This is a genomic window from Pseudoflavonifractor phocaeensis (genome assembly GCF_016901955.1).
GTDB lineage: Bacteria > Bacillota > Clostridia > Oscillospirales > Oscillospiraceae > Flavonifractor > Flavonifractor phocaeensis_A.
This window is the reverse complement of the sequence record NZ_JACJLC010000137.1, coordinates 1-4,604: the sequence shown is the minus strand read 5'-3', so window position 1 is coordinate 4,604 and position 4,604 is coordinate 1. Positions and strand designations below refer to the sequence as shown.

At 51.2% G+C, this 4,604-nt stretch carries 8 protein-coding genes; 6 read left to right on the top strand and 2 right to left on the bottom strand.

Annotated features, from left to right (window positions below; all coding sequences use genetic code 11):
• Nucleotides 1–129: 129 nt before the first annotated feature.
• A complete protein-coding gene (locus H6B51_RS18200; protein ID WP_275967555.1) occupies nucleotides 130–261 on the bottom strand; it encodes a hypothetical protein in 132 nt (43 codons plus the stop codon).
• A gap of 532 nt (nucleotides 262–793) precedes the next feature.
• Here H6B51_RS18200 and H6B51_RS16310 point away from each other — a divergent pair.
• The 3 genes from H6B51_RS16310 (at nucleotide 794) to H6B51_RS16300 (ending at nucleotide 2,137) form a co-directional block, all read left to right on the top strand.
• Nucleotides 794–985, top strand: coding sequence for a hypothetical protein (locus tag H6B51_RS16310; protein ID WP_204884659.1), 192 nt, complete (start codon nucleotides 794–796; stop codon nucleotides 983–985).
• A gap of 224 nt (nucleotides 986–1,209) precedes the next feature.
• On the top strand, nucleotides 1,210–1,407 hold the full coding sequence (locus H6B51_RS16305; RefSeq protein ID WP_204884658.1) for a hypothetical protein: 198 nt from the start codon (nucleotides 1,210–1,212) through the stop codon (nucleotides 1,405–1,407).
• Nucleotides 1,408–1,942: 535 nt separating this feature from the next.
• A complete protein-coding gene (locus tag H6B51_RS16300) occupies nucleotides 1,943–2,137 on the top strand; it encodes a hypothetical protein (protein ID WP_204884657.1) in 195 nt (64 codons plus the stop codon).
• A 117-nt stretch (nucleotides 2,138–2,254) separates the two neighbouring features.
• On the opposite strand, the gene H6B51_RS16295 is transcribed toward H6B51_RS16300, so the two are convergent.
• A complete protein-coding gene (locus H6B51_RS16295) occupies nucleotides 2,255–2,668 on the bottom strand; it encodes an integrase core domain-containing protein (protein WP_204884656.1) in 414 nt (137 codons plus the stop codon).
• Between the two features lie 19 nt (nucleotides 2,669–2,687).
• On the opposite strand from H6B51_RS16295, the gene H6B51_RS16290 reads away from it, so the two are divergent.
• The 3 genes from H6B51_RS16290 to H6B51_RS16280 all read left to right on the top strand — a co-directional run bounded on the left by H6B51_RS16290 (nucleotide 2,688) and on the right by H6B51_RS16280 (nucleotide 4,329).
• Entirely contained in the window at nucleotides 2,688–2,873 is a 186-nt protein-coding gene (locus tag H6B51_RS16290) for an integrase core domain-containing protein (protein ID WP_204884655.1), read from the top strand.
• Between the two features lie 531 nt (nucleotides 2,874–3,404).
• On the top strand, nucleotides 3,405–3,755 hold the full coding sequence (locus H6B51_RS16285) for a type II toxin-antitoxin system RelB/DinJ family antitoxin (protein ID WP_204884654.1): 351 nt from the start codon (nucleotides 3,405–3,407) through the stop codon (nucleotides 3,753–3,755).
• Nucleotides 3,742–4,329, top strand: coding sequence for an ATPase (locus H6B51_RS16280; RefSeq protein ID WP_243421369.1), 588 nt, complete (start codon nucleotides 3,742–3,744; stop codon nucleotides 4,327–4,329). Before H6B51_RS16285 ends, H6B51_RS16280 begins: the two co-directional genes overlap by 14 nt.
• The last annotated feature ends 275 nt before the right edge of the window (nucleotides 4,330–4,604 follow it).

The following is a 4,604-nucleotide window of genomic DNA, read 5'->3' as shown; positions in this document are numbered from 1 at the left end:
CGTCCTGGTAGACCTTCACCTCCCCGCCCGCCGCCTTGCGGCACAGGTCCAGCTGGCCGCTGATGGAAAGGCTGTCCTTTTTCAGCAGGGACTGGCGGGCATAGGCCGCGTTATACTTCATGGCCATGGTCAGGAGATCTGTCTGGTCTGCTGGCTCCGCAGGGAGCGCAGCAGCGCCGCGCACGCCCTGCGGGCATCCCGGATGGCCTCCTGCTGTTTCTCCGCCGTCTCATACTGGGGGTGGGTGTGCTTCACTGTCATGGGAATCCCTCCTCCCTCCACCTTATGAGAGGAGGGATGGGAAGATGCCCCGCTGCCCGTAAAACGGATGACCTTGTTTGCCCGTGTCATGGAGATCTCCCTTTCTGCTTCCGCAGGGGGGCGTCTTGGATCGGCAGGTAGATTGTTTTCATTGCCTTCGTTCCTTTCCTGGCGGCCATGCCGCGTTTTGGAAAACAAAACACCGTGCAGGGGCAAAGCCTACACGGTGTTCCGGGTCAGGAACGAAATCGGTCCCTGCAAGGATCCCTCTTGCCCCAACAGGCAAAAAAGGGTATACTATCCTTGCGGTGTGGACGCGGTCCATTGTGTAGGTGGTACAGCACCTGCGCAGACACGGGGGAGTTGCCGCTCTCCCGTGTTGCCGTTATTTTATTTTCTGATGATATTGTATAGTATACGGTTGCGTATATCAAGCGGTATTTTGCACAAATATGTGCAACCGTATATGTCTATATGTAATAATGGACTATGCCACACAATTTGATATACTGAAAGTAAGGGGGTATTGAGTATGGCACCTACAGATGCACAGCGGAAAGCTCGCAATAAATGGTTGGCAGAGAAGGTTGAAACATTAAACATTAGGGTCCCCAAGGGTGAAAAATCCCGTATTCAAGCTCATGCTGCAGCCTGTGGGGAATCTACCAATGCGTTTGTTTGCCGCGCGATCAATGAAGCTATTCAGCGGGATAAAAAGTTATAATCTCAAACTTTGCACCCTTGAAAATCTAACTTTTTTGAGATAATGGAAATAAAAAATGTGCAGCCCCTCAAATGTGTTAAAATGAAATTTCCACACAATAACATATAAGTCGCCTTATATCTATTGCCACTTGCCACCAATATAAGGTGCCTTATTTGCGCGGTATGACATCTTCTGTAATAGCATTGGATTTGGTATGATGATAGGTAGCGGGGGGATTGTATATGGCAAAAACAAGTGAAGCTCAGCGCAAAGCGATTGCCAAGTGGCAAAAAGAAAAGGTGGAAGATATTAAATTCCGTGTCCCCATGGGCGAAAAGGCGGTCATCAAAGCCCACGCCGACCAACGGGGTGAATCTGTCAACGCTTTTTTACTCCGGGCCGCCCGCGAGACAATGGCGCGAGACCGGGAACAGTCATAAACTGCATCTTTACAGCGCCTCGCTGACAAATAAAAAGATCCCATCTGGAATGAACCGGAGGAGGGATAGGAAGGTGCCCTATTGCCCGTGTCATAGAGATCCCCCTTTCTGTTTCCACAAGGGGACACCTTGGATTGGCAGGTAGATCGGTTTCATCGTCATCGTTCCTTTCCTGGCGGCCAAGCCGCGTTTTGGAAAACAAAACACCGTGCAGGGGCAAAGCCTACACGGTGTTCCGGGTCAGGAACGAAACCGGCCACTGAAGAGATCCCTCTTGCCCAGACAGGCAAAAAAGGGTATACTATCCCTGCGGTGTGGACGCGGTCCATTGTGTAGGTGGTACGGCACCTGCGCAGGTATGAGGGAGTTGCAGCTCCCTCATACTGCCGTGTTTCATTTTCTATATGCAGTATATCATATGGGGTGCCCTGTATCAATTGGCGTTTTCACTGAATATAGGGGGCCCTGTATATACATAATCCCAATATACAGCAAGGCTGGTTTCTGTTATCTTATCTTATGGGGGGAATTTGATATGGCACCAACTGATGCGCAAAAAAGGGCAACTGCCAAATGGCATAAAGAAAAAGTTGAAGATATTAAATTTCGTGTCCCCATGGGCGAAAAAGCGGTCATCAAAGCCCACGCCGACCAACAGGGTGAATCTGTCAACGCTTTTTTACTCCGGGCCGCCCGCGAGACGATGGCACGGGACCGGGAACAGTCGTAAACTGCATCTTACAGCGCCTCGCTGACAAATCAAAAGATCCCATCTGGAATGAACGTTTGAGCTGCCCCATCTTGTGCGGACAGTACAAAAAAGGACCCTGGTAGGAAAGATTAAGTTTTAGTCGGAGAGGCGCCGTACCAGCGGCGCCTCTCCAGTCTTTAACTGGATGCGCTCATGGTTGTAGAAGTAAATATAGCGGTCAATCATCTCGTTGGCTTGTGAGAAGGTGGCCGGCTTGTGGCGGTAAATGCATTCCGTTTTGAGAATAGAGAAGAAGTTTTCTGCCATTGCATTGTCATAAGGATTTCCGCGTCTTGATATGGACGGCGTAATGCCGTATGCTTGAGTCAGGTTGAAGTATGCTTGAGAGGTGTACTGAAATCCTTGGTCGCTGTGGAGCTGTAACTCCGCAGCGGCCCTCTTTTTCTCTTGCCTCATGGCCAGATGAATGGTGTCCAGAACCAGATTCACCGTCTGCTGTGTTCCAGTCTTGTAGGCGACGATGCTGTTGTCATAGAGATCCCGGATCATGGACTGAGTCCTTCCCGAAATGATTGAGCGGTGGTTCCGGAGCCTGAAAACAGAGCTGATTTATGTCAATGAATTTACTGCGCCCAGGCAGCTGCGGCAGGCCATCCGAGGCTATGTGGAGTATTATAACTGCCTGCGCCCCCATGAAGCGCTGGGCTATGCCACGCCTGATGAGGTCTATCATACAAGCTTCTGCGTCGCCTGACCGCCGGCCTTGACCGGATGTGCCCGGCCTGTTGCGGCCACTCGCAGCGAGGGTGCGACGGAGTCAGAATGCACAAGCGCCCGCCTCGCACAATGGGCCAGTGTAACAGGCCAAACCCATCCCCTCAAGGCAACCTGCTCACGCAGGCGGCTGGCGGCTGCTCCCTGCAAAGCCTGCGGCTCGGGCACCCTCAAAGTCAGAATATGTTCACGATAAAATTTCCCTAAGTGGTCTTGACAAGGGGACCATTATAAATGGCATGGCTTCAGTGTGTCCCGATTCGGCACTTCTAAGGAAATCGTGAAAGGGATTTTGCTCTGTATGTTCGATGGAGACCTGTGGGATGTGGACACTCCATAGTTAGCTGCCCAAATTGCACTTTGCAGCATTGTCTGCGGCCGCCTGAGACATACTCTGGCGGCCGCAGAGTGGCTACTCCTCAATAATTATAGTCGATATAACTGCAAATGTATGTCGGATGTATTGCACTTTGAGATTTAATTGCGTATAATAAGTATGGAGGTGATTGTGATGTTGAGCCCCACTACACTGAGATTGGACAGTGATGTCAAGAAAAGTGCATCTGAGGTTGCGGCGGAGATGGGACTCTCCCTTAGTTCGGTGATGAATGTCCTCTTGCGACAATTCGCCAATGATAAAGGGTTTGCGGTGCCCCCCCGGGTCGCATCAAGTGAGCGGTCCAAAGAAGGCCCGAAGACCTTCTTTGACATGACTCCAGCGGAAATTGAGGCCGCCTGTAAAAAAGCGGTCGCTGAACGAGATGGGAACCCGACCATGGACTATGTCACCCGACTGGACAAGGACACAGGCCGAATCATAAAGAAGTATAAGGACGGGAGAGTGGAATATGTTCTCACCTGATACCTCAGGTCAGGCCCCCAGAATCCTGGTCTTTGCAGGCCCAAACGGTTCTGGTAAGTCCACCGTGACCAGTCAGGTTCAGGTGGTCGGGACCTATATCAATGCAGACGCCATAAAGGCTGACAGTGGCTGTACGGACCTGGAGGCTGTACAGGAAGCGGAAGCGCTCCGGGAGATGAGCTTGAAATTCCGCTTGGACTTCACCTTTGAGACCGTCCTGTCGACCAACCGGAATTTGGATCTGCTGCGAAGAGCGAAAGAGGCCGGATATCATGTGCTTTGCATATTCATCCTCACAAATGACCCGCAGATAAATGTGCGGCGTGTGATGGAGCGGGTCTCCGCAGGCGGACATGATGTCCCTGTTGATAAAATCATTTTCAGATATCACCGCTCACTTGCCAATCTTCCAGAGTTGGTCCGCATTGCAAATGAGACCTATATCATTGACAACTCGGGCGATGAACCAGCCAGAATCTGCTCGGTTATTGGCCGCAGCGCAGAGGTCTGCCCCAATGAGTTCTGGTCACAGGAGGCTATCTTGGAGCTACTGGACCCCAAACATCCAGGATAGAAAATAGCCGGCGGTTCATTCCGATGGGATCTTTTTATTCTGTTGAACCGTAGGGCACAGGGCATTGGCGTCACGGCACGCTCAAAAGCTTTCACAATCGAAATCTGCCTTGAGAAGGATCCAGTGGCTCTTCTTATTCAGCGCGCAGCGATACGTATGGGTCGCTTCATCATAATCACCATGCCGACCGCTTCGCTCTCGGCACAAATAGGGATGAAAGAGAGCAGACAAACGGTCGCCTTTCTTATAAAATTAGATTGGGGAGGAAGCACACT

What these genes read in the sequence shown, in the direction of transcription:
- H6B51_RS18200 (WP_275967555.1), bottom strand. Translation starts at nt 261, where the DNA reads ATGACAGTGAAGCACACCCACCCCCAGTATGAGACGGCGGAGAAACAG.
- H6B51_RS16310 (WP_204884659.1), top strand. Translation starts at nt 794, where the DNA reads ATGGCACCTACAGATGCACAGCGGAAAGCTCGCAATAAATGGTTGGCA.
- H6B51_RS16305 (WP_204884658.1), top strand. Translation starts at nt 1,210, where the DNA reads ATGGCAAAAACAAGTGAAGCTCAGCGCAAAGCGATTGCCAAGTGGCAA.
- H6B51_RS16300 (WP_204884657.1), top strand. Translation starts at nt 1,943, where the DNA reads ATGGCACCAACTGATGCGCAAAAAAGGGCAACTGCCAAATGGCATAAA.
- H6B51_RS16295 (WP_204884656.1), bottom strand. Translation starts at nt 2,668, where the DNA reads ATGATCCGGGATCTCTATGACAACAGCATCGTCGCCTACAAGACTGGA.
- H6B51_RS16290 (WP_204884655.1), top strand. Translation starts at nt 2,688, where the DNA reads ATGATTGAGCGGTGGTTCCGGAGCCTGAAAACAGAGCTGATTTATGTC.
- H6B51_RS16285 (WP_204884654.1), top strand. Translation starts at nt 3,405, where the DNA reads ATGTTGAGCCCCACTACACTGAGATTGGACAGTGATGTCAAGAAAAGT.
- H6B51_RS16280 (WP_243421369.1), top strand. Translation starts at nt 3,742, where the DNA reads ATGTTCTCACCTGATACCTCAGGTCAGGCCCCCAGAATCCTGGTCTTT.